Source organism: Kitasatospora sp. GP30 (genome assembly GCF_029892145.1).
Taxonomy (GTDB): Bacteria; Actinomycetota; Actinomycetes; order Streptomycetales; family Streptomycetaceae; genus Kitasatospora; species Kitasatospora acidiphila.
Genome location: NZ_JARZAH010000023.1, coordinates 65585 through 86665 on the forward strand (window position 1 = coordinate 65585; position 21081 = coordinate 86665).

At 73.3% G+C, this 21081-nt stretch carries 18 protein-coding genes; 7 read left to right on the top strand and 11 right to left on the bottom strand.

The window, feature by feature from the left end:
- The first annotated feature begins 73 nt into the window (after window positions 1-73).
- Both P3T35_RS26635 and P3T35_RS26640 read left to right on the top strand, forming a co-directional pair.
- A complete protein-coding gene (locus tag P3T35_RS26635; protein WP_180356581.1) occupies window positions 74-4672 on the top strand; it encodes a hypothetical protein in 4599 nt (1532 codons plus the stop codon).
- A 105-nt stretch (window positions 4673-4777) separates the two neighbouring features.
- Window positions 4778-5707, top strand: a complete 930-nt coding sequence (locus P3T35_RS26640; RefSeq protein WP_101382238.1) for a cellulose-binding protein — start codon at window positions 4778-4780, stop codon at window positions 5705-5707.
- Window positions 5708-5788: 81 nt separating this feature from the next.
- Here the strand turns inward: P3T35_RS26640 and P3T35_RS26645 are convergent, their stop codons facing one another.
- Complete coding sequence (locus P3T35_RS26645) at window positions 5789-6586, bottom strand: alpha/beta hydrolase (protein ID WP_101385268.1); 798 nt, start codon at window positions 6584-6586, stop codon at window positions 5789-5791.
- 96 nt (window positions 6587-6682) lie between these two features.
- On the opposite strand from P3T35_RS26645, the gene P3T35_RS26650 reads away from it, so the two are divergent.
- Both P3T35_RS26650 and P3T35_RS26655 read left to right on the top strand, forming a co-directional pair.
- Window positions 6683-7681, top strand: coding sequence for an ATP-binding cassette domain-containing protein (locus P3T35_RS26650; RefSeq protein WP_101382237.1), 999 nt, complete (start codon window positions 6683-6685; stop codon window positions 7679-7681).
- Between the two features lie 9 nt (window positions 7682-7690).
- Entirely contained in the window at window positions 7691-8458 is a 768-nt protein-coding gene (locus P3T35_RS26655; RefSeq protein WP_101385267.1) for an ABC transporter permease, read from the top strand.
- A 15-nt stretch (window positions 8459-8473) separates the two neighbouring features.
- Here P3T35_RS26655 and P3T35_RS26660 read toward each other — a convergent pair whose 3' ends face one another.
- Complete coding sequence (locus tag P3T35_RS26660; protein WP_101382236.1) at window positions 8474-8794, bottom strand: ATP/GTP-binding protein; 321 nt, start codon at window positions 8792-8794, stop codon at window positions 8474-8476.
- A gap of 408 nt (window positions 8795-9202) precedes the next feature.
- Between P3T35_RS26660 and P3T35_RS26665 the strand changes: the two genes are divergently transcribed.
- Window positions 9203-10345 carry an LLM class flavin-dependent oxidoreductase gene (locus P3T35_RS26665; protein WP_101385266.1) on the top strand — a complete coding sequence of 381 codons (1143 nt, stop codon included), beginning with the start codon at window positions 9203-9205 and terminating at the stop codon, window positions 10343-10345.
- A 57-nt stretch (window positions 10346-10402) separates the two neighbouring features.
- Here the strand turns inward: P3T35_RS26665 and P3T35_RS26670 are convergent, their stop codons facing one another.
- Window positions 10403-10795: an SCO5389 family protein gene (locus P3T35_RS26670; protein WP_101382235.1), complete on the bottom strand. Its 393-nt coding sequence runs from the start codon at window positions 10793-10795 to the stop codon at window positions 10403-10405.
- A 567-nt stretch (window positions 10796-11362) separates the two neighbouring features.
- Between P3T35_RS26670 and nucS the strand changes: the two genes are divergently transcribed.
- Window positions 11363-12022, top strand: coding sequence for an endonuclease NucS (gene nucS, locus P3T35_RS26675; protein ID WP_101382234.1), 660 nt, complete (start codon window positions 11363-11365; stop codon window positions 12020-12022).
- A 143-nt stretch (window positions 12023-12165) separates the two neighbouring features.
- Here the strand turns inward: nucS and P3T35_RS26680 are convergent, their stop codons facing one another.
- The 3 genes from P3T35_RS26680 to P3T35_RS26690 form a co-directional block, all read right to left on the bottom strand.
- Window positions 12166-14508, bottom strand: coding sequence for an ATP-binding protein (locus P3T35_RS26680; RefSeq protein ID WP_143676900.1), 2343 nt, complete (start codon window positions 14506-14508; stop codon window positions 12166-12168).
- A gap of 245 nt (window positions 14509-14753) precedes the next feature.
- Window positions 14754-15140, bottom strand: coding sequence for an STAS domain-containing protein (locus P3T35_RS26685; RefSeq protein WP_101385265.1), 387 nt, complete (start codon window positions 15138-15140; stop codon window positions 14754-14756).
- A gap of 276 nt (window positions 15141-15416) precedes the next feature.
- Window positions 15417-16289, bottom strand: a complete 873-nt coding sequence (locus tag P3T35_RS26690; RefSeq protein ID WP_101382232.1) for a 3-hydroxyacyl-CoA dehydrogenase family protein — start codon at window positions 16287-16289, stop codon at window positions 15417-15419.
- A 177-nt stretch (window positions 16290-16466) separates the two neighbouring features.
- Between P3T35_RS26690 and P3T35_RS26695 the strand changes: the two genes are divergently transcribed.
- Window positions 16467-16961 (top strand): DUF6328 family protein, encoded by a 495-nt coding sequence (locus P3T35_RS26695; protein WP_101385264.1) that lies wholly within the window; start codon window positions 16467-16469, stop codon window positions 16959-16961.
- A 14-nt stretch (window positions 16962-16975) separates the two neighbouring features.
- Here the strand turns inward: P3T35_RS26695 and P3T35_RS26700 are convergent, their stop codons facing one another.
- The 5 genes from P3T35_RS26700 to atpD form a co-directional block, all read right to left on the bottom strand.
- Window positions 16976-17548, bottom strand: a complete 573-nt coding sequence (locus tag P3T35_RS26700; protein ID WP_101382231.1) for a cob(I)yrinic acid a,c-diamide adenosyltransferase — start codon at window positions 17546-17548, stop codon at window positions 16976-16978.
- A 10-nt stretch (window positions 17549-17558) separates the two neighbouring features.
- Window positions 17559-18170: a Uma2 family endonuclease gene (locus tag P3T35_RS26705; RefSeq protein ID WP_280708028.1), complete on the bottom strand. Its 612-nt coding sequence runs from the start codon at window positions 18168-18170 to the stop codon at window positions 17559-17561.
- Window positions 18171-18401: 231 nt separating this feature from the next.
- Window positions 18402-18902: a DUF2550 domain-containing protein gene (locus P3T35_RS26710; RefSeq protein ID WP_101382229.1), complete on the bottom strand. Its 501-nt coding sequence runs from the start codon at window positions 18900-18902 to the stop codon at window positions 18402-18404.
- Between the two features lie 168 nt (window positions 18903-19070).
- Window positions 19071-19451, bottom strand: a complete 381-nt coding sequence (locus P3T35_RS26715; RefSeq protein ID WP_101382228.1) for a F0F1 ATP synthase subunit epsilon — start codon at window positions 19449-19451, stop codon at window positions 19071-19073.
- A gap of 183 nt (window positions 19452-19634) precedes the next feature.
- Window positions 19635-21080, bottom strand: coding sequence for a F0F1 ATP synthase subunit beta (gene atpD, locus P3T35_RS26720; RefSeq protein WP_101382227.1), 1446 nt, complete (start codon window positions 21078-21080; stop codon window positions 19635-19637).
- Window position 21081: the final 1 nt, after the last annotated feature.

A 21081-nucleotide genomic window follows, 5' to 3' on the forward strand; every position in this document is an offset into this window, starting at 1 on the left:
GGCCGACAGCCCTTCGGGGTACGGGGGACCGTACCGGTCGAAGACGCGACCAGGAGATGGATGGGACCGCGCAGTGCGGGGCAACGACCGCTACGAGGTTGAGGATCACCTCTCCCAGTTCGAGGCCGAGATGGAGCGGCTTCGCAAGGAGCGGGACAAGACGGTCGAGCATGCCGAGGACCTCGCCTACCAGGTGGAGGTGCTCCGGGCCAAGCTGCACGAATGCCGTCGGCAGCTCGCCCAGCCGCGCGCCTTCGACGCCGTCTCCGGTCAGGCCGAGCAGATGCTGCGCACCGCCGAGATGCAGGCCCAGCAACTGCGTGAGCAGGCCGAGCGGCAGCTGCGCGAGTCCCAGGCGGCCACCCAGCGGATCATGGCCGAGACCGCCGAGCGCACCGCCCGGCTGGAGGCCGAGCTCACCGCCCGCCGCCGCCAGCTCGAGGAGGAGCTGGCCGACCTGCGCCGGGCCGCCGAGCAGCACGTCAACGAGAACGTCAACTGGGCCGAGCAGACCCGGGCCGGCACCGAGCAGGAGGCCCAGCGGCTGCTCAAGGAGGCCCGGGCCGAGGCCGAGCGGCTGATGGCCGGCGCCCGCGCCGAGGCCACCGCACTGGCCGACCAGGCCCGCGCCCAGACCGCCGCCGACCTGGACGCCGCCCGTGGCGAGGCCCAGGCCGCCGCCCAGGCAGCCCTGAAGCGCGCCCAGAGCGACGCCGAGCGGCTGCTCGCCGGCGCCAGCGCCGAGGCCGCCGAGCAGCGCTCCGCCGCCGCCAGCGAGGCCCAGCAGCAGCTGGCCGGCGCGCAGGCCGCCGCCGAGCGCGGGCTGGCCGAGGCCCAGGCCCAGATCACCGAGCTCAAGCAGGCCGCGATCCGCGACCGGGAGCTGGCCGAGGCGGCCGCCGCCCAGGCCGCCGCCGAGATCGAGCGGCTGCGCGAGCACGCCCGGGCCGAGGCCGAGCGGGCCCGGCTGGAGGCCGGCGAGCTGCGCGAGCAGGCCGCCCGCGCCGCCGAGCGGCTGCAGGCCGACGCCGAGGCCGCCGCCACCCGGCGGGTCGCCGACGGCGAGGCGGCCAGCGAGCAGCGCTCCCAGACGGCCAAGGCCGAGGTGGCCCGGATGGTCGCCAAGGCCACCGAGGAGGCCGACCGGATCCGTACCGAGGCCGCCGAGCAGCTGGCCCGGGCGCAGACCGCGCAGGCCGAGGCGGACGCCGCCAAGGCCGCCGCCGACGACGAGAACGCCCGGCTGCGCGCCGCCGCCGAGACCGTGGCCCAGCAGCTGCGCTCCGAGGCCGAGGCGGCCATCGCCGAGCTGCGGTCCGCCGCGCTGGCCGAGGCCACCGAGGTGCGCGCGCAGGCCGAGGCCGCCGCCGAGGCGATCCGCGACGACGCCCGCGAGCAGGGCCGGGCCGAGGGCGCCAAGGACGCCACCATGCACCTGGCCAAGGCCGCCAAGAGCGCCGAGGAGGCGCTGGCCCGGGCCACCCAGGACGCCGAAGCCACCCGGGCGGCCGCCGCCGCGGAGGCCGAGCGGATCCGGACACAGGCCGCCGCCGAGGCCGAGCTGCTGCGCGAGCAGGCGCAGGAGGCCGTGGCGCAGGCGCAGAACGCCGCGCTGGACGACGCCGCCGACATCCGCGCCCGGATGGAGCGGATGCAGGACGAGGCGGCCCGGCTGCGGGCCGAGGCCGAGGAGCTGCGCGCCCAGGCCGCCGCCGAGGCCGACAAGACCCGCGGCGACGCCCGCCGGCAGGCCGTGGCGCAGATCGAGGAGTCCGCCAAGACCGCGGAGGAGCTGCTCACCAAGGCCAAGGCCGACTCGGACGAGCTGCGCGGGGGCGCCGCCGCCGAGGTGGTCCGGATGCGCGCCGAGGCCACCGAGCAGGTGGGGCAGAAGCAGGCCCGGGCCGAGCAGATGCTGGACCGGGCCCGCGCCGAGGCCGAGAAGCTCACCACCACCGCCACCCAGCAGGGCAAGGACGCGCTGGCGGCCGCCAAGGCGGCGGCCGCCGAGAACCGTGCCGCCGCCGAGCGGGAGACCGCCGAGCTGCGCCGGACCACCGCCGAGTACGACCAGCGGGTGCGGACCGAGGCCGAGGCCGCCGCCACCGCCGTGCAGGCCGCCGCCCAGCAGGCCGCCGAGGAGCGCGAGGCGCAGGCCCGCACCGAGGCGGAGCGGCTGCTGGCCGAGGCCGAGGCGGCGGCTGCCGCGGCCCGTGCTCAGGCCCAGCGGGACGCCGAGGAGATCGCCGCCACCGTCGCCCGGGACCGGGAGGAGACGACGGTTCAGCTGACGGCCGCTCAGCAGCTGCGCGAGCAGGCCGAGGCGACCGCCCAGCAGGAGCTGGAGGCGGCCCGGACGGCCCGCCAGGAGGCCGAGACCGCCGCCCGCCAGACCCATGAGCAGGCGCAGGCGGCGGCCGCCGAGCTGACCGCGCGCACCACCGCCGAGCTGGCCGAGCTGCGGGCCGCGACCGACCGGGAGACCGCCGAGCTGCGCGAGCGCACCGGGGCGGAGACGGCTGCCGAGCGGGCCGGCGCCGAGCAGGAGGCGGCCCGGATCGCCGCCGACGCGCAGAGCGCCGCCGAGGCACTGCGGGCGCAGGCCGCCGACCAGCTGGAGCAGGCCGCGGCCGCCGCCGACCAGGAGCGGGCGCAGGCCGCCGAAGAGGCCGTCACGCTGCGCACCGAGGCCGCCGAGGCGCTGGAGCAGGCGCTGTTGGAGGCCGCCGAGGCCACCGCCGCCGCCACCGCGCGGGCCGCCGAGCTGGTCACCGCCGCCGAGGAGGAGGCCGCCGCGGTCCGCCACTCGGTGGCCGGGCTGCACGAGCGGGCCGCCCAGCAGGTCGCCGAGCAGACGGCGCAGGCCGAGCGGGACGCCGCCGAGTTGCGCGAGCGCACCACCGCCGAGGTCACCGAGCTGCGGGCCACCGCGGAGCGCGAGACCAGCGAGCTGCGCGAGCGCACCACCGCCGAGGTCACCGAGCTGCGGGCCACCGCCGAGCGGGAGACCGCCGAGCTGCGTCAGCGCACCGCCGCCGAACTCGCCGAGCTGCGCGGCACCGCCGAGCGGGAGACCGACGAGCTGCGTCAGCGCACCGCCGCCGAGACCGCCGCCGAGCGCCATGCGGCCGAGCAGGAGGCGGCCCGGATCGCCGCCGAGGCGGACGCCTACAGCGAGCAGCTGCGGGCCGAGTCCGACGCGGCGCGGGCCGAGGCGCTGGCGTTCCAGGAGCGGTCCAACGCCGAGGCCGAGGCGGCCGCCGCCCGGATCACCGCCGAGGCCCGCGACTTCGACGCGGCGCTGCGTGCGGATGCCGAGCAGTACGCCGAGCGGCAGCACGCCGAGTCCGACGCCCAGGCCCGGCAGACCGTGGCCGAGGCCGAGGAGCTGGCCCACCGCACCGTCGCCCAGGCCGAGGAGCGGTCCGCCGCCCTGCTGGCCGACGCCGAGCAGTACGCGGCCCGGCTGCGCGCCGAGGCGGACGAGTTCGCCGCCGCCACCCGCGCCCTGGCCGAGGAGTACGACACCACGACCCGGGCCAACGCGGACGCCTACGACCGCACCGTCCGGGACCAGGCCGAGCAGTACGACTCGGCCACCCGCGCCCAGGCCATCTCGGTGCTGGAGAAGGCCTTCGCGGACGCCGAGTCGCTCGGCGAGGAGGCCCAGACCACCGCGCTGGCCACCACCGCCGCGGCCGAGGAGCAGGCGGACGCCATGGTGGCGGCCGCCCGCCAGGAGGCCGAGCGGCTGGTCGCGGCCGGCGAGGCCGCCGGCCAGGCGGAGGTGGAGCGGGCCCGTTCCGACGCCGACGCGCTGCTCTCCGAGGCCCGCCGGGACGCCACCGCGATCCGGGAGCGGGCCGAGGAGCTGCGCGAGCGCACCGAGGCGGAGATCGAGGCGCTGCACGAGCGTTCCCGCAAGGAGAACGCGCAGGCCATGAAGTCCGCCGGGGAGCGGGTGGACGCGCTGGTGACGGCGGCTCAGGAGCAGCTCACCGAGGCCGAGGAGCAGGCGGTGGCCGCCGTCGCCGAGGCCGAGGAGCGGGCCGCCGCCCTGGTCGCCGCCGCTGAGGAGCGGGCCGCCGAGCTCACCTCGGAGGCGTCCGCGGAGGCCTCCAAGGTGCGGATAGCGGCTGTTCGCAAGGCCGAGGGCCTGCTGAAGGAGGCGGAGCAGAAGCTCTCCGCGTCCACCACCAAGGCGGAGCAGCTGACCGGTGAGGCCGAGCAGAAGCTCAGCGCCGCCCAGAACGAGGCCGAGGAGCAGCTGGAGGCCGCCGCCGAGGAGGCTGCCAAGCGGCTGCGGGCCGCCGAGGAGGCCGCCGCCGAGCAGCTGCGGCTGGCCGAGGAGGAGGCCGACCGGGTGCAGGAGTCGGCCCGGACCGAGGCGAAGCGGGTGACCGACGAGGGCCGGCGGGAGCTGGAGGAGCTGGTCCGGCGCCGCAAGGACATCAACACCGAGATCTCGCGGGTGCAGGACGTGCTGTCCGCACTGGAGGCCTTCGAGGCGCCGTCGCCGGTTCAGCAGGCGGCGCCACGGGAGGCGGCAGCGCCGGAGAAGCCGGCCGGCCGCAAGGGCGGTTCTGGAGCCAACGGGGGATCGAAGGCGGGCGCAGGAGTGGGCGCCCCCCGATCGGGTGGCAGTCGGTCCGAGAGGACACCACCCGATTGAGCGGACATTGTCCGTCAACCATAGGCTTTTTGCCTACGACACTCCGGTAACGTGTCAGGATTCCCTCAACCACCTCATTGGTTTGACGACAGGAAGCCCAGTCCCATGAGCGACAGTCACTCCCCTCACGGCTTCGACCTGGTGCGCCGTGGGTACGAGCGCGCGCAGGTCGACGAGCGGATCACCAAGCTGGTGGCCGATCGTGACAGCGCGTTGGCCCGGATCGGCGCCCTGGAGAAGCGCATCGAGGAGCTTCACCTAGAGACGCAGTCCGCCCAGGCCGCGGTGGCCGACGCCGAGCCGTCGTACGCCGGTCTCGGTGCCCGGGTCGAGAAGATCCTGCGTCTGGCCGAGGAGGAGGCCAAGGACCTGCGTGAGGAGGCGCACCGCGCCGCCGAGCAGCACCGTGAGCTGGCCGAGGCGGCCGCCCAGCAGGTCCGCACCGAGGCCGAGAACTACGCCAAGGACCGCAAGGCCAAGGCCGAGGACGAGGGCGTCCGGATCGTCGAGAAGGCCAAGAGCGACAGCGCCCAGCTGCGCGCCGAGGCCAACAAGGACGCGCAGAACAAGCGCGAGGAGGCGGACGCCCTCTTCGAGGAGACCCGCACCAAGGCCGCCCAGGCCGCGCTGGAGTTCGAGACCAACCTGGCCAAGCGCCGCGAGCAGTCGGAGCGCGACCTGGCGGCCCGTCAGGCGAAGGCCGAGAAGCGCCTCGCCGAGATCGAGCACCGCGCCGAGCAGCTGCGCCTGGAGGCCGAGAAGCTGCGCACCGATGCCGAGCGCCGGGCCCGCCAGACGGTGGAGACCGCGCAGCGCCAGGCCGAGGACATCGTGGCCGACGCCAACGCCAAGGCGGACCGGATCCGCAGCGAATCCGAGCGTGAGCTCGCCGCGCTGACCAACCGCCGCGACTCGATCAACGCCCAACTGACCAACGTCCGCGAGATGCTGGCCACGCTGACCGGTGCCGCCGTCGCCGCGGCCACCGTGCCGGCCGAGGACTCGCTCGGCGTGCCGGCCCAGCAGTCCCGCTGACCCCGGCTCAGCCGCCCGTCGGCCCCGACCCGCTCCCGGGTCGGGGCCGACGGTTTTTCGCGTCCGTCGCCGGTTCTGACGTCAGTTCGGCTTGACCCGGCGCAGCAGGTCGCGCACCGCCGCATCGAAGGTCTCCGGGGCCTCCAGGGAGCTCAGGTGCCCGACCGAGGGGATCACGGTGAGTTCGGCGTCCGGGATCACCTCGGCCATCAACTGGGCCTCGGCGACCGGGCTGAGGGCGTCCTCCTCGCCGACCACCACCGCGGCCGGCACCCGCAGCCCGGCCAGCACCTCCAGCGAGTCGGACCGGGCGGCCATCGCGCGCTGCGCCCAGGCGACCGCGGCCGGCGCGGCCTTGGCGATCATCGAGCGTACCTGGGCGACCAGTTCGGGCATCGGGGCCGGTCCGAGCTGCCCCTCCGCGACCTTCTCGTCCAGCAGCAGCTGCACGCTGTTGCGGGCCAGCACCGCCGCCGCGACCCGCTCCCGGTTGGCCCGGGCCTGCTCGGTGTCCAGGGTGGCCTTGGTGTCCGCCAGCAGCAGCCCGCGCAGCCGGTCCGGGTGGCGGCGGGCGAAGGCCATCGTGACGTAGCCGCCCATCGAGAGGCCGCCGACCACCGCCCGGTCGATCTCCAAGGCGTCCAGCAGCCGGGCCACGTCGTCCGCGATCTCGTCCAACGAGGGCTCCGCGGAGCCGAGTTCGGCGATGCCGAAGCCGCGCTGGTCCGGGGTGATCACCCGGGCCTGGTCGCCGGCCGGTCCGGGCAGCCGCTCCAGCTGGGCGACGAACATCCGGGCCGACAGCGGAAAGGCGTGCAGCAGGACGAGCGGGATGCCGGAGCCGTTCTCGTGGACGGTCGGGGCGCTGGGGATCGTCATGCAGCCACCGTAGGGGGCCCGGCCCCACGACACACGTGATCCCACGGGCCAACGTGTCCGGCTTGTCATAGTGTGATCACAAATGAGGGAGAGCGCATGATCGAGCTGCACGATCTGACGAAACGTTACGGTGACAAGCTGGCGGTCGACTCGCTCAGCTTCCAGGTGCCCAAGGGCGTGGTCACCGGCTTCCTCGGACCGAACGGCGCCGGCAAGTCCACCACCATGCGGCTGATCCTCGACCTGGACCGGCCCACCAGCGGCTCGGTCACCATCGACGCCAAGGGCTACGGCGTGCTCAAGGAGCCGCTCAAGTACATCGGCGCGCTGCTGGAGGCCTCCGCGTCGCACCCCGGCCGGACCGCCCGCAACCACCTGCTCTGGCTGGCCCAGAGCAACCGGATCCCGGTGCGCCGGGTGGGCGAGGTGCTCGCCCTGGTCGGCCTGACCGAGGTGGCCGACAAGAAGGCCCGGGGCTTCTCCCTCGGCATGCGCCAGCGGCTCGGCATCGCCTCCGCGCTGCTCGGCGACCCGGAGATCCTGATGTTCGACGAGCCGGTCAACGGGCTCGACCCCGAGGGCATCCTGTGGATCCGCACCCTGATGAAGCAGTTGGCCGCCGAGGGCCGCACCGTCTTCGTCTCCTCCCACCTGATGAGCGAGATGGCGCTCACCGCGGAGCACCTGGTGGTGATCGGCAAGGGCCGGCTGCTGGCCGACCTGCCGATGGCCGACTTCATCGCGCAGAACTCGCACTCCGCGGTGCGGTTGCGCACCCCGCACCCGGAGCAGCTGCTGGACGCGCTGGCCGCCGAGTCGATCCCGGTCGCGCCGGGCCCGGAGGGCAGCTTCGAGGTGACCGGCGGCGACCCGGCGCGGCTCGGCGAGCTGGCCGCCGCCCACGGCATCACCCTGCACGAACTGAGCCTGCAGCGCGCCTCGTTGGAGGAGGCGTTCATGCGGATGACCGCCGACGCGGTGGAGTACCACGCGGGACCCGAAGCAGCCGCGGGGCAGGGCCAGGAGCACGACGCGGCGGGCGCGCCCGGCAGCTGGGGCACCGACTGGCAGCGAACCCGGAAAGGCGCGAACTGAACCATGGCGATGGCCTCCTTCCCTGCGATCCTGAGCTCCGAGTGGACCAAGATCCGCACGGTCCGCTCCACGGTCTGGACCCTGCTGCTCTCCTTCCTGGTCACGGCGGCGCTCGGCGCGCTTCTCTCGCTGCTCACCAAGAACAACTTCGCCGACTTCCGCAAGGGCGCCACCACCCCGTTCGACGCCACCTCGACCAGCTTCTCCGGGATCGTGCTGGGCGAGATCGCGATGATCGTCTTCGGCGTGCTGGCGATCGGCAACGAGTACAGCAGCGGAATGATCCGGGTCTCGCTGGCCGCCGTGCCGCAGCGCGGCACACTACTGACCGGCAAGCTGGTGGTGATCGGTGCGCTGTCGCTGGTGGTCTCGCTGGTGACCGCGTTCGTCACGTTCTTCCTGGGCCAGGCGCTGCTGGGCGTGCACCACACCACGCTGGGCGCACCGCACGTGCTGCGCGCGGTCTTCGGGGCGGCGGTCTACCTGACCCTGCTCTGCCTCTTCTCGGCGGGCGTCACCGCGATGCTGCACAACCAGACGCTGGCGCTGGGCGTGCTGGTGCCGTTCTTCTTCCTGCTCTCGCCGATCCTGTCGGCGGTGCCCAAGGTGAAGACGGTGGCGCACTACTTCCCCGACTACGCCGGGCGGCAGATGCTGACGGTCTTCCAGGAACCCGGCGCGCCCTACGGCTGGCTGGCCGGCTTCTTCCTCTGCGGCGCCTGGACGCTGGCCGCGATGCTCGGCGGGGCCGCGGTGCTCAAGTCCCGGGACGCCTGACGGGCCGACGCCGCGTCAGTAGCGCGGGGCGCCACGCCCGCGCTGGACGGCCGTGGTGCGCCGCTCCCGCGCGCCCCAGCACGCCCGGTGCCAGTGCCGCCGGTCCTCCACTCCGGCCCCGTGGTCCGGCCAGGCCACCACATGGCCCACCCCGGGCGGGATCTCCTGGTCGCAGCCCGGGCAGCGGTAGTACCGGCCGGGCGACCCGGCCACCGTCTGCACGACCCAGTCCTCGCCCCGGTAACTCTCCACCCGGCGCAGCGAACTCCCCATCGGCGCCGGGGTCGCGCTGCTGCGGTCGGCGGAGTCGCCGGTCCGATTGCGACGGGGAGACACCGGTTCACCTCTCAGGGGCGTTCGGGAGCGTGGGCAGTGCATCCAGGGTACGGGCCCACCGAGCGCGACCGGTCCGGTACCTCGGGTGGCCGCACGGCGCCCCGGCACACCTATCACGGAAGTCGCCCGCGCCATGGGGAATTCGGGGTAATCCACTCGTTCTCCGGGGAAATCGGAGGATCCGGGTGCCAATGGCACATGACATGGGTTACTCACGACAGGAAGAGCGGGGCGCACTGCCTGCGCGCACCCGAGGAGGGCAATCCCGTGACCCAGATCCGCGCCGACATCCCCGCTGCGGACCGCGCGCCGGCCGACCTCGCCGTCCGCGGCCAGCGCCCCGCCGTCGAACCGCCGCCGGCACCCGCCCCCGAGCGCGGCGGCAGCCATCCGGCGGCGCAGGACACCCTGCGGGTGGGGGTCTTCCTGCTCTCCGCGCAGTTCCCGGGCCAGAGCCACAGCCAGGCCCTGGACCGCACGGTGGCCGCCGCGGTGGCCGCCGAGCGGGCCGGGCTGGACGCGGCCTGGCTCGCCGAGCACCACTTCGTGCCGTACGGGGTCTGCCCGAACGCCGCCACCCTGGCCGCCCTGCTGCTCGGCCGGACCCGCCGGCTCCAGCTGGGCACCGCGGTCAGCGTGCTCTCCACCACCCACCCGGTGACCCTGGGCGAGCAGGCCGCGCTGCTGCACCTCACCGCCGGCGGCCGGTTCACGCTCGGCGTCGGGCGCGGCGGCCCGTGGATCGACCTGGCCGTCTTCGGCACCGGGGTGGCCGCCTACGAGGAGGGCTTCGCCGAGCGGCTCGACCTGCTGCTCGGGTTCCTGCGCGGCTCCCGGCTGAGGGCCGACGGGCCGCAGTTCAGCTTTCCCGAGGTGTCGGTGGTGCCTCGGGCCGCCGAGCCGGGCCGGCCGCCGCGCGGTGCCGAGCTGACCGACTGGCTGGGCCTGCCCGGCGAGATGCCGCTGCGGTTCCCCCGGCAGCGGACCGAGACCGGGTCCGCCACCGGGGCCGAGGGCAGGCCGGTCGGCCCGCCGGTGATCGTGGCCTGCACCTCGCCCGCCAGCGTCCGGCTGGCCGCCGAGCGCGGCCTGCCGATGCTGCTCGGCATGCACTCCGGCGACGAGGACAAGCGGGAGATGCTGACCGCCTACCGCGCGGCCTGGCGGGCCGCCGGGCGCGGCGAGGAGCACCTGGCACGGGTCGAGCGCGAGCACGTGGCCGCCGGGGTCGCCCAGATCGACGACCGCTCCCCCGCCGCGCGAGCCGTACTGCTGCGCTCGATGCCCGGCTGGTTCGAGTACGGGCTGGGCGCGCACCGCACGGTGGACGGGCGGGAGCGCCGGATGCGCGACCCGTACGCGTACACCGAGCTGCTCTGCGACCTGCACGCGGTCGGCACCCCCCGGCAGTGCGCCGACCGGCTGCTGGCCACCGCCGAGCGGACCGGGATCCGCCGGTTCGCGCTGCTCGCCGAGGGCTCCGGGGAGCAGGACGGCACCCTGCACAACATCGCCCGACTCGGCGCCGAGGTACTGCCGCAGCTCAGCTGAGGCCGGGTCGGTCCGCCTGTTCCGACCGGCGCCACCCCCCTCCCGCGCGGGCCGGGCTCAGCAGTCCCTCAGCAGCGGCGACTGGTTCAGCAGCTGGGCCCGGACCGAGGTGAACCGCAGGCGGCGCTCCTCGGCATCGGACGTGGGGCCGAAGACGGCCACCCGGTGACAGTTCTGGAAGGCCAGCTTGACCCCGAAGTGCCGCTGCAGCGCGCCACGGATGGCGTCGCTCGCCATGGCGCGCAGCAGTTGGCCGCGCGCCTGCTCACTGGGCGGGGGGACCTGGTTGTCCGCGAAGCCGGTGCCGTCGACCTCCATCTGGGCGACGAGCGAGCTGATCAGGTCCCAGGCATAGGGCAGGGACGTACGGACGCAGTCGACGAACTCCCGCTCGTCGACCTCGCCTCGCTCGGCCTTCTCCAGAAGAGCCGGTGAGACGTCGAGCGACATGGGTTCTCCTCTCGCGGTCCGCCCACGCTCCCCGCGCGGGCGGTGGTGCCTTGAAGCGGATGGTGCTTTTGGTGCGATTGGTACAAATGTGCTGACCACACCCATGACTGGGCGGACGCGGCTCAAACAAGAGTGGCAGTCCGAGCCCGGCGGATCTGGCGAATGCCACGATTGCCGCTGAAAACGTCATGATCTTGGGCACAATGGCCGGAATCGATCCTCGGGCTCATCTCCACTCCATCCCCGTTGGCTACGCGGGCGTCCCGAGGCGTCACCCAACGTAGCGGTCCGTGCGCGTAGACGCCAGACTTCGGGCGGTACGGACTGCTGGGTTCCCATGGTTCGCCCCCTTCTAGCGTCTGGCACACCCTTCGGACGGAGTCGCTTCAAATGGCTCTGCGAGGCCGAGCGGGCCGACCGGACGTTCAAGCGCGGACGTGAACAAGGGCCGCGCATCATGTCCGCAGTCGAACGACAGTCCGACGGCTTGACGTACGGACGGTCGCCGCTACGTCACTTCCGGTGAGCGGGTCAGGGGCGCCCGAAGAAGCGCCTAGGCTTACCGCCATGCGTCTTGTCATCGCCCGCTGCTCGGTCGACTACGCCGGCCGGCTCTCCGCCCACCTGCCCTCCGCCACCCGCCTGATCCTGGTCAAGGCCGACGGAAGCGTGAGCATCCATGCCGACGACCGTGCCTACAAGCCGCTCAACTGGATGTCACCGCCGTGCTCCCTCAAGGAGGCCGACGGGATGTGGACGGTGGAGAACAAGGCCGGGGAGAAGCTGATCATCACCCTGGAGGAGGTCCTGCACGACTCCTCGCACGAGCTCGGCGTGGACCCGGGACTGATCAAGGACGGCGTCGAGGCGCACCTGCAGGAGCTCCTCGCCGACCGGATGGAGGTGCTCGGCGCCGGCTGGTCGCTGGTGCGCCGCGAGTACCCGACGGCGATCGGGCCGGTCGACATCCTCTGCCGGGACGCCGAGGGCGGCACCGTCGCCGTGGAGATCAAGCGCCGCGGCGAGATCGACGGCGTCGAGCAGCTCACCCGCTACCTGGAGCTGCTCAACCGCGACCCGCTGCTGGCACCGGTCAAGGGCATCTTCGCGGCCCAGGAGATCAAGCCGCAGGCCCGGGTGCTGGCCACCGACCGCGGCATCGGCTGCGTCGTCCTCGACTACGACGCGCTGCGCGGCATCGACGACGACAAGCTCAAGCTGTTCTGAGCCGGTAGCCCGCCCGTTCGGAGGCGCTGCCCACGCTCTCCCCCAGCGCCCCCGGCCTGACGGCTGGGGCGCTGGGGTCAGCTCGGCCGGTCCTCGCTCGGCCCCGCCGCGAAGCGGCTGGGGCAGGGCTCGGAACGCGGTGCTCAGCCCGCGGCCGCGGGCTTGAGCGTCGGGCTCCCCGAGACCGGGGGCGGCGTGGTCGGCGGGACGGCGCTGCTCGCCGGGGCGCTCGGGGTCGTCGGGTTCTGGGTGGGCGGCGGGGGCGGCGAGACCGAATGGCTCGGCGACGCAGGGCCGGGGTCCGACGGCGCCGGCGCGCTCGGCGTGGTCGGCGCGGCCACCGGCGGGGCCGGCTGGTCGGGGGTGCCCGGTGCCGTGGTGCCGCCGCCCGTGGTCTGCTGGGTGGTCGGTACGGCCGAGTGCGACCGGCCGGCGGTGGCAGTCGCCGAGGCCGGAGTACCGGCCGTGGCCGTCGTGCTCGCCGAGGCCGAGGCCGAGGCGCTGCCGGAGGCCGTCGCACTCGCCGTCGCACCGCCGGCGCTGACCGCCGTGCCGGTGCCGGTCATTGTGTTCCCCGACACCCCGTTGTCGCCGCCGACCGTCGCCCCGGCCGGAGCCGGAGCAGGCGATGACCCGGCGCCCAGCACCCCCACCGTGGTACCCACCACGGCGAGCACCACCAGCCCGCCCGCGGCCACCAGCACGTTCCGCCTCGACCAGCCGCGCAGCACCGACGCCGACTGCGAGGCCGACTGCCAGGAGCGCTCCGCCAGCGCCCGGATGACGGGCCGTCGGATCGCCTGGGTCTGCGCCTCGGAAGCCGCCGGCTCCAACTCCAGCCGCTGACTCATCGTCAGCAGCCGCCGCGAGGCCAGCATCCCGCGCGAGTCCCCGGCCCCCGAGCGCAGCCGCCCGGCCGCCTCCAGGGCCGTCCTGGCCTGCTCCTGCTGGTCCTGGCAGAGCCACAGCACCCCGAGCTCATGCCGGAACCAGGCCTCGTCCCGGGCGCTGCCGAGCGCCCTGGCCTGCTCCGCGCCCAGCTCCAGCACCTGCCGCCAGGCGCCCCAGCGCAGCGCCAGGGCCAGCGCCGGCGCGGCCGACCGGGCCAGGCCCAGCACGGCGTCCGGGCGGCCGGCCGCCCGCTCCGCGCGCAGTGCGCCGAGCAGCACCTCGGCCTCCGCCGCGATCTGGGCACCGCTCACCGAGGCGTGGCCGACCCACCAGGCGAAGTGCTCGGCCGCGCCCTCGGTGATCTGCGCATCGGTGCCCCAGCGCGGCGCCAGCGCGGTCAGCACGCCGGCGGTGAGCCGGTGGTGGCCGCCGAGCGACTCGGCGAGGCCGCACTCGGTCAGCTCGCGCAGTGCGCTCTCGCCGTGGTCCACGTCGATCAGGGCCGGCAGGTGCGGGGCGGTCGGGCACTCGCCGCCGAACGCCACCGCCAGCCGGAGCACCGCCAGCGCCTCGTCGCTGAGCCCCTCCAGCAACAGCTGGGCCGGCGCGGCGACCTCGGCCACCGACGGCAGCGCCACCGTGGCACGCAGCTCGGCCTCGCGGATCGCCGGATCGGTGAGCCCGGCGGGCTCGGCCGGGCGCCCGAACAGTGTGCCGCGGTCCTCCGCGGCGGCCAGCCGGGCGTCCACCTCGGCGTCCCGGCGGCGCAGCAGCGCGGCGGCCTGGACGAAGCGCAGCGGCAGGCCCTGCGACTCGAACCAGAGGTCCACCGCCCAGGACCGCTCGGCCTCGTCCAGCGGCCGCCCGGTCAGCCGGGCCAGCAGCGCCAGGCAGGCCTCCCGGGACAGGCCGCCCAGCAGCTGGTCCTCCAGCCGGGATCCGACCGGCAGTGCGCCGCCGGAGCCGGGCGCCACCGAGAGCAGGAACGCGCACTCGGGGGCGGCGGCCAGCAGCTCCTCCAGCTCGGCGCCGTCCGGGCCCACCTCGTCGATCACCACGACCGCGCCCACCCGGGCCAGCAGCTCCAGCAGCCGGGCCCGGTCAGGCCGGTAGCCGTCGGCCTGGTAGCCGGCGGCGAACAGGTCCTGCAGCAGGTCGTCGGCGGTGCGCCGGTAGCCGGACAGCTGCACCACGCCGTCCGGGGCCAGCCCGGCGGCCGCCTCCGCGACGGCCGCGAGCAGCGCGCTGCGGCCCGAGCCCGGGTCGCCGAGCAGCCGGATCGAGCGGCCCTCGGAGAGCATCCCGACCAGCTGGGCGACCTGTCCCTCGCGGTCCAGCAGCGGCAGATCGCCCGGGGCCGCGCCGAGTGCGACCGGGCCCACGGCCGGCATGGGACCGGGCCCGGCGGCGGCGCCCGCCCCGGAGCCGGCACCGCCGACCGGGCGGCGGCGCGGCTCCGGGTAGCGGTGCGGCGGGCACGGCTGGACCTCCGATCCGTCCGGTCCCGCCACGGTCACCAGGTACCGCCCGGCGACCAGGTCGCCCGACCGCACGCGCAGGTTCTCCTGTCCGATGCCATCGGATGGCTGTGCCACGATTGCGCTCCGCCTGTGCTCCGCCGGGCGGCCGCGGGCCGCCGGCCGCTGTGAGGGACCGAACCGTACGGACACCCGGTTGCGTCCGACGGGCGACCAACCGTCGCCCCCGTACGGCGGCGCCGCCACAGCCGGCCCACGGGGATCAACAGTCCTGTCGACCGCAGACTCTCGCACACTTGGGCGACCCCACGCAGGTTCGGTCCCCGCCGGGGCCCCGGCAGGGACTCAGCGCCCCCGCGCGGTCACGGTGAGGTGATCACCGGCGGGAGCGGCCCGGCGCCCGGCACCCCGGCCAGGCCGGGCAGCGCGGCACTCAGCGGATCCGGCGAGCCGCCCTCGACGGCCAGGATCCGGTGCAGCCGGGTGGCCACCAGCAGCCGCTGCAACTGCTGCGGCACCGCGCGCAGCACCAGTCGGCGGCCGAGCCGCCCGGCCCGGCGGTGGGTGCCCATGATCACGCCGAGGCCGGTGGCGTCCCAGGAGCGCAGGGCGGCCAGGTCGAGCACCAGATCGCCGGCGCCGTGGTCGACCGCCTGGTGCAGCCGGGCCCGGGCGTCGGCCGCGCTGCGCACGTCCAGGCTGCCGTCCAGCGCCAGGACAGCCTGGCCGCCGGTTCCCGGGTACTCCACGATGCGCACGCTGTCCTCCTCAGGCAGTGAGTTCGGCGGTGAATTTGGCACTGAGCTCGGCACGAGACCCCCACCGTCTCAACCATCTGACGTCGGACCAGCGGCCCGGGTTGCTGCTCCCCGCCCGTTCTGAAGCAACTTCACTCGTCCGAGGGAATATACGCAGAGCAGCCCGGCACTCATGCTGCTTTGCGGTGCAAATCACCCGTCCGAGGCACCCCAGGTGAGCAAGCTCACCCGGGGTGGGACCGCGCTGGCGGCCAGGGTGAGGCTCGGTCAGCTCTGGTAGTCGTAGAAGCCCTTGCCGGACTTGCGGCCCAGATCGCCGGCGGTGACCATCCGGGCCATCAGCTCCGGGGCGGCGAACTTCTCGTCCTGGGTCTCCGCGTAGATGTTGCGGGCCGCGTGCAGCAGGATGTCGACGCCGGTCAGGTCGGCGGTCTGCAGCGGCCCCATCGGGTGGCCGAATCCCAGCCGGCAGGCGGTGTCGATGTCCTCGGCGCTGGCCACGCCCGACTCGTAGAGCTTGGCCGCCTCCACCACCAGGGCGGTGATCAGCCGGGTGGTGATGAAGCCGGCCACATCCCGGTTGACCACGACCACGTCCTTGCCCACCCCCTCGGCGAAGGCCCGCGCGGCGGCCAGCGTGGCGTCGCTGGTCTTGTAGCCGCGCACCAGCTCGACCAGCCGCATCAGCGGGACCGGTGAGAAGAAGTGCACGCCGACCACGGCCTCCGGGCGCTCGGTGACCGCCGCGATCCGGGTGATCGGGATCGCCGAGGTGTTGCTGCCCAGCACCGCGCCGTCCTTGGCGATCTTGTCCAGCTCGCGGAAGACGCCCTCCTTGACCTCCAGCTGCTCGAACACCGCCTCGATCACGATGTCAGCCTCGGCGACCCCGCCCAGATCGGTGGTGGTGGTGATCCGGCCCAGCGCGGCGGCGGCCTCCTCCTCGGTCATCCGGCCCTTCGCGACGAACTTCGCGTAGGAGGCCTCGATGCCGTCCAGCCCGCGCCGCAGAGCCTGCTCGGTGACGTCCCGCAGCACCACCGGGTGGCCGGCCTGCGCCGACACCTGGGCGATGCCGGCACCCATCAGGCCGGCACCGATGACCGCGACCTGCTGGCCCTGCGTGGAAACACTGCTCATGGCTGGTTCTCCCGAAGTCCCGTACGGGCGGGCCCGCCACGAGGTCGTCCCCGGGAGCCGCGCCGCTCACGGCTGGGACTGTAGTGGTCCGGCGCGGGTGATGAAACGACTCCCGGGTGTGATCTGCGTCGGGCGGGCAACCGCCCCGAGCTGCGGTCCTTGTGGAGAATGACCGGCATGAGCACAGCCCCCGAACCGGACCCGCTCCCGCACGAAAGCCCGGCTCAGCGCGCCGACCGCAACCTGCTCGAACTGCTGCAGGAGCTGCGGGTCATCCAGACCGGCGTGCAGATCGTCTTCGCCTTCCTGCTCGGCCTGGCCTTCACCAGCCGCTTCCCCCAGCTGACCGACTTCCAGGTCGACCTCTACATCATCACGCTGCTGCTCACCGCGATCGCCGCCGCGGTGCTGGCCACCCCGGTGGCGATCCACCGGGCGCTCTTCCACCGCGGCTACAAGCGACAGATCGTCAAGGTCTCGTCCCGGCTGACGGTGCTCGGCCTGGTGATCCTCTCGCTGGCGCTGAACGGCGCGGTGCTGCTGGTCACCGACGTGGTCCTGGGCCACGCCGCGGCAGCCGCGATCACCGCGACCACCGCGTCGGTCTTCGCCGGGCTCTGGTTCGTACTCCCCTGGACCCTGCGCCCGGACCGCCTCGGCGGCCAGGAGTAGGCGGACCCGCGCCGCTAGCGGTTCTCGCCCGGCACCCAGAGCACGTCGCCGCGCTCCTTGTTGGCCACCCGGGCCAGGATGAACAGCAGGTCGGAGAGCCGGTTCAGGTACTTCGCGGTGAGCGGGTTGACGGTGTCGCCATGCTCCTCGATCGCCAGCCAGGTGGCCCGCTCGGCCCGCCGCACCACGGTGCAGGCCAGGTGCAGGTAGGCGGCCCCCGGGGTGCCGCCCGGCAGGATGAAGCTGCGCAGCTTCTCCAACTGCTCCAGGTAGGCGTCGCACTGGCCCTCCAGCCAGTCGATGTAGCCCTGCTCGACCCGCAGCGGCGGGTACTTGGGATCCGGCACCACGGGCGTCGCCAAGTCCGCGCCGACGTCGAACAGGTCGTTCTGGATCCGGGTCAGCACGGTCACCAGGTCCTCGGCCAGCCCGCCGACCGCGATCGCCACCCCGAGCGCGGCGTTGGCCTCGTTGGCGTCGGCGTAGGCGATCAGCCGCGGGTCGGTCTTCCTGGTGCGGCTCATGTCGCCGAGCGCGGTGCTGCCGTCATCGCCGGTACGGGTGTAAATGCGCGTCAGATTGACCATGAGCTGAAGCCTACTCAGCGCTGCGCGGCTCGCCGGTGACGGCGGTGTCGATCACGAACCCCTTGGCGGGGCCTTCGGGGATGGTGACGGGGGTGCCGTAAGGCATGCGGACTTCGGCCAAGTAGGCGCTCGTCTGCGGGTCGGGATCAGTGAGGACGCTGACATGCCCATTGCCGTCGTAGTCGTCAATGATCACGTAGACCGGAACCCCTGCTCGTGCGTAGCAGCGACGCTTGCGAATGAGATCACGCGTCCGCCCGTCATGCCCTGGTGACACGACCTCGGCGACCAGGGACACCCGGGTCGCGTCGGCACCCCAGCCATCGGGATCCGGAATGTCCTCCAGATCCTCGGGGCCGATTACCAGATCCGGGATGTACACCTGATGACCGTGAAGCACATTGAGATCCTGGAAGGAGGCGAACCCAGTCCCCTTCAGGAAATAGACAAGCGCTTCACGAAGGCGGTTGGCGATCTGAGCATGGCTCCGCCGTCCGGTAGGCGACACGTCGATGAACCCCTCGATGATCTCGGCACGAAAGCCCTCGGGGAGTTCCAGCGTGAGCCAGGCCTGCCACAGTGCCTCACTCAGTCCCGGCTCAAGATCCAGTTCCGTGGCCATAGCGGTCATCGAGCACACACCTCCTCGGTACAGTCTGGGCGGACACCTCCATCCTCCACAACAGCCCCGCCCGGCCGCCCCCAAACCAAAAGGTGGCCGCTCGAACGAGCGACCACCTCTCACGCGACATTGTCCCCCACGCTCCGCGCGGGGGTACCCCCACAGGGTCTCGTCGCTACGCGACATTGTCCCCCACGCTCCGCGCGGGGGTACCCCCACAGGGTCTCGTCGCTACGCGACATTGACCCTCTGTCCCGGCGGGGCCGCCTCCAGCCAGGCCAGGAAGCCGGTCAGGGCGTCCTCGCTCATGGCCAGCTCCAGCGGGGAGCCGTTGTGCAGGCAGCGCAGCACCACTGAGCCGGAGAGCAGGGCGAGTTCCTCCTGGCCCTCGGGGTAGCGGCGGCCGAGCACCTCGATCTCGCGGCGCGGCAGCACCCGGCGCGGGCGGGGGGCGTAGGAGAAGACCCGGAACCACTCGATGTGGTCGCCGCTGTACCGCCCGATACCGAAAACCCACCCCTTGCCGTCGGTCGCGGGGACCGGGGCGGAGGTGGGCTGTCCGTTCTCGTCGAGATCCGGGAGTGTGGAGGCGTCCGCGGGCATTTTGAGCCGGTAGCTGCAGTCGAACGTGCCGCCGACCCGCTGGATCAGCCGGCGCCGTACCGCGAACCCCAACAGGCCGACCACCCCGAGAGCAATCACCGCCGCGCACACCACAAGGGCGAGGACCATGCCCACCGACCTCCTCGCTTGCTCGCTGACGCCGGCGGCCGTGTGCAGCGGCCCCGCATCTCCCCGTCCCGGCAGCTCCCGTCGGGCCACCGGGTTGAACTCTCCAACCGATACGACGGTCCCGGGGTCACGCTGGCGCGTCCCCGGGACCGTCGGTCAAGCTCAGTGTCAGGCTGCCTTGCGGCGGCCTGCGGCGACGAGGCGGACCTCGGCGCGGCGCGCGGCGTGCGCGTCGCTGTCGGACTTGGCGGCCTCCAGCGCGCGCTCGGCGCGGTTGACGTCGATCTCGTCCGCCAGCTCCGCGATCTCGGCGAGCAGCGACAGCTTGTTGTCGGCGAACGAGATGAAGCCACCGTGCACGGCGGCGACGACGGTGCCGCCGTCGGTCGTGCGGATGGTGACCGGACCGGACTCCAGCACGCTCAGCACCGGGGTGTGGTTCGGCATGATGCCGGTGTCACCGGAGGCCGTGCGGGCGACAACCAGGGTGGCCGCACCGGACCAGACCTTGCGGTCGGCTGCGACCAGCTCGACGTGCAGCTCAGCCAACGTGGGCTCCTAGGCTCTTGCAACGCCCGATTACTCGGGAGTTTCGGTAAGAATAACGGGCTCGCGCCGCTGGCATGAAACGCACGGCGCACAGATGACCGGAATCACAGCCGTTGTGCCATGAGGGGTGGTCCCCGACGCGCGGGGACCACCCCTCATGGTCACTTGGCCATCAGCCGGTGCTTACTTCTTGGCCAGCTCGGCAGCGTTCTTCTCGAGGTCTTCGATGCCACCGCACATGAAGAAGGCCTGCTCCGGAACGGCGTCGTACTTGCCGTCCGCGATCGCGTTGAAGGCCTCGATGGTCTCCGACAGCGGCACGGTCGAACCCTCGACACCGGTGAACTGCTTCGCCACGTAGGTGTTCTGCGAGAGGAAGCGCTCGATGCGGCGAGCCCGCTGCACCGTGATCTTGTCCTCCTCGGACAGCTCGTCCATACCGAGGATGGCGATGATGTCCTGGAGGTCCTTGTACTTCTGCAGGATCCCCTTGACCCGGAGCGCGCAGTCGTAGTGGTCCTGCGCGATGTAGCGCGGGTCCAGGATGCGGGAGGTCGAGTCCAGCGGGTCGACGGCCGGGTAGATGCCCTTCTCCGAGATCGGGCGCGACAGCACGGTGGTCGCGTCCAGGTGGGCGAAGGTGGTGGCCGGCGCCGGGTCGGTCAGGTCGTCCGCGGGGACGTAGATCGCCTGCATCGAGGTGATCGAGTGACCGCGGGTCGAGGTGATGCGCTCCTGCAGGAGGCCCATCTCGTCGGCCAGGTTCGGCTGGTAGCCCACCGCGGAGGGCATGCGGCCGAGCAGGGTCGACACCTCGGAACCGGCCTGGGTGAACCGGAAGATGTTGTCGATGAAGAGGAGCACGTCCTGCTGCTGCACATCGCGGAAGTACTCCGCCATGGTCAGGGCGGACAGCGCGACCCGCAGACGGGTGCCCGGCGGCTCGTCCATCTGGCCGAAGACCAGCGCGGTCTTGTCCAGAACGTCGGAGTCGATCATCTCCTGGATGAGGTCGTTGCCCTCACGGGTGCGCTCGCCGACGCCGGCGAACACGGAGACGCCACCGAAGTTACGGGCGACGCGGTAGATCATCTCCTGGATCAGAACGGTCTTGCCGACGCCGGCACCACCGAACAGACCGATCTTGCCACCGCGGACGTACGGGGTGAGCAGGTCGATGACCTTGATGCCGGTCTCGAACATCTCGGTCTTGGGCTCGAGCTCCGAGAAGTTCGGCGCCTTGCGGTGGATCGGCCAGCGGACCGTCGCCTGGGCCTTGAACTCCTCCGGGTCGACGTTCAGCACGTCGCCGAGGGCGTTGAACACCTTGCCCTTGGTGATGTCGCCGACCGGCACCGAGATGGCCGCGCCGGTGTCGGTGACGGTGGCGCCACGGACCAGGCCGTCGGTCGGCTGCATCGAGATGGCCTTGACCAGGCCGTCACCCAGGTGCTGGGCGACCTCCAGGGTCAGGGTCTTCTTGCCGCCGCCCGCCGGGTCCTCGACCTCGACGTGCAGGGCGTTGAACATGTCCGGAATCGCGTCGACGGGGAACTCCACGTCGACGACCGGGCCGATGACCCGCGCGACGCGGCCCGTCGCCGTGGTCGGCTCAACAGTGGTGGTCATT

Coding starts and splice junctions, on each gene's coding strand:
- P3T35_RS26640 (WP_101382238.1), top strand. CDS start 4,778: ATGAGCGACAGTCACTCCCCTCACGGCTTCGACCTGGTGCGCCGTGGG.
- P3T35_RS26645 (WP_101385268.1), bottom strand. CDS start 6,586: ATGACGATCCCCAGCGCCCCGACCGTCCACGAGAACGGCTCCGGCATC.
- P3T35_RS26650 (WP_101382237.1), top strand. CDS start 6,683: ATGATCGAGCTGCACGATCTGACGAAACGTTACGGTGACAAGCTGGCG.
- P3T35_RS26655 (WP_101385267.1), top strand. CDS start 7,691: ATGGCCTCCTTCCCTGCGATCCTGAGCTCCGAGTGGACCAAGATCCGC.
- P3T35_RS26670 (WP_101382235.1), bottom strand. CDS start 10,795: ATGTCGCTCGACGTCTCACCGGCTCTTCTGGAGAAGGCCGAGCGAGGC.
- nucS (WP_101382234.1), top strand. CDS start 11,363: ATGCGTCTTGTCATCGCCCGCTGCTCGGTCGACTACGCCGGCCGGCTC.
- P3T35_RS26690 (WP_101382232.1), bottom strand. CDS start 16,289: ATGAGCAGTGTTTCCACGCAGGGCCAGCAGGTCGCGGTCATCGGTGCC.
- P3T35_RS26695 (WP_101385264.1), top strand. CDS start 16,467: ATGAGCACAGCCCCCGAACCGGACCCGCTCCCGCACGAAAGCCCGGCT.
- P3T35_RS26700 (WP_101382231.1), bottom strand. CDS start 17,548: ATGGTCAATCTGACGCGCATTTACACCCGTACCGGCGATGACGGCAGC.
- P3T35_RS26705 (WP_280708028.1), bottom strand. CDS start 18,170: ATGGCCACGGAACTGGATCTTGAGCCGGGACTGAGTGAGGCACTGTGG.
- P3T35_RS26710 (WP_101382229.1), bottom strand. CDS start 18,902: ATGGTCCTCGCCCTTGTGGTGTGCGCGGCGGTGATTGCTCTCGGGGTG.
- atpD (WP_101382227.1), bottom strand. CDS start 21,080: ATGACCACCACTGTTGAGCCGACCACGGCGACGGGCCGCGTCGCGCGG.